This window comes from Streptomyces zagrosensis (assembly GCF_014203645.1).
In the GTDB taxonomy this organism is placed as follows: Bacteria; Actinomycetota; Actinomycetes; order Streptomycetales; family Streptomycetaceae; genus Streptomyces; species Streptomyces zagrosensis.
In genome coordinates this window covers 1-1,432 of record NZ_JACHJL010000062.1, presented here as the reverse complement: position 1 = coordinate 1,432, position 1,432 = coordinate 1, and the positions used below count along the sequence as shown (strand labels likewise).

General features: G+C 70.7%; 1 protein-coding gene. It reads left to right on the top strand.

The genetic code is table 11. The annotated features are described in order from the left end of the window. Nucleotides 1-208 precede the first annotated feature (208 nt). Complete coding sequence (locus tag FHS42_RS36015) at nucleotides 209-1,411, top strand: IS110 family RNA-guided transposase (RefSeq protein ID WP_184580589.1); 1,203 nt, start codon at nucleotides 209-211, stop codon at nucleotides 1,409-1,411. The last annotated feature ends 21 nt before the right edge of the window (nucleotides 1,412-1,432 follow it).

Here is a 1,432-nt window from a genome sequence, read left to right as displayed (position 1 = left end):
CCTCCGTAAGTTGTTAGGCGGCCCGGGAGGGCCGGATGTGGCTGATGGTGGCTTGCCGTTTGTGGCTCCCCAGGAGTGGCCGTCCGGCTCTCCGGGGCGCCCTGGCTGCTGATTGAGATGTGCGCGCCTTGTGCGGTCGCTGATTACGGAGCGGACAGCGGGGTGTTCCTCGGGCCGACGGCATGTCGTGCGGAACGAGGAGGGGCAAGTGAACGAGCGGAAGGCCCAGGTCTGGGCCGGTGTCGATGCCGGCAAGGGCCACCACTGGGCGGCGGTGGTCGACGAGACCGGCGCGACACTGTGGTCGAAGAAGGTCGACAACGACGAGTCGGCGATCCTGGCCGCGCTCGGCGAGATCCTCGGCCTGGCGGACCAGGTGCACTGGGCGGTGGACATCTCCGGCACGTCCTCCGCGCTGCTGCTGGCCTTGCTCGCGGCCCACGGCCAGCGGGCCGTCTACGTGCCCGGCCGCACGGTCAACCGGATGTCGGGCGCCTACCGGGGTGAGGCGAAGACCGATGCCCGCGACGCCTACGTCATCGCCGAGACCGCCCGCCACCGCAACGACTTCGCCACGATCGGCGTACCGGCCCAGCTCGCCGCCGACCTCGCGTTGCTGACCGCCCACCGCTCGGATCTGGTGGCCGACCGGGTGCGACTGATCAACCGGCTCCGCGACGTGCTGACCGGCATCTTCCCGGCTCTGGAGAGGGCGTTCGACTACAGCTCGCAGAAGGGCGCGCTCGTCCTGCTGACGGGCTACCAGACCCCAGCCGCGATCAGGCGCCGCGGCCGGGCAAGGCTGACGGCCTGGCTGGCAAACCGCAGCGTGCGCGGCGCCGACGCGGTCGCCGCGACAGCACTGGAAGCAGCCCAGGCCCAGCAGACCGGACTGCCCGGCGAGGACGTCGCCGCGCAGATCGTCGCGGACCTGGCCGCGCAGATCCTGGCTCTGGACGACCGGCTGAAGCGCATCGACAAGCAGATCCGCGACACGTTCCGCGGCCACCCGCAGGCGGAGATCATCGAGTCCCTGCCCGGCATGGGCCCGATACTCGGCGCCGAATTCGTCGTCGCGGCAGGCGACCTGTCGGCCTACGCCGATGCCGGCCACCTGGCGTCGGCGGCCGGGCTGGTGCCCGTCCCACGCGACTCCGGTCGGCGGACCGGCAACCTGCACCGGCCCAAGCGCTACAGCCGCCGCCTGCGCCGGGTGTTCTACCTGTCCGCGCAGACCAGCATCATCCGCGAGGGGCCTAACCGGGACTTCTACCTCAAGAAGCGCGGCGAGGGCTGCAAACACGTCCAGGCCGTCATCGCTCTTGCCCGCCGACGGGCGAGCGTTCTGTGGGCGCTGCTGCGTGACGGACGGATCTTCACCTCCGCCCCACCAGTCACGCAGGCAGCTTGACTTCGTCATTGAGACTCCTGG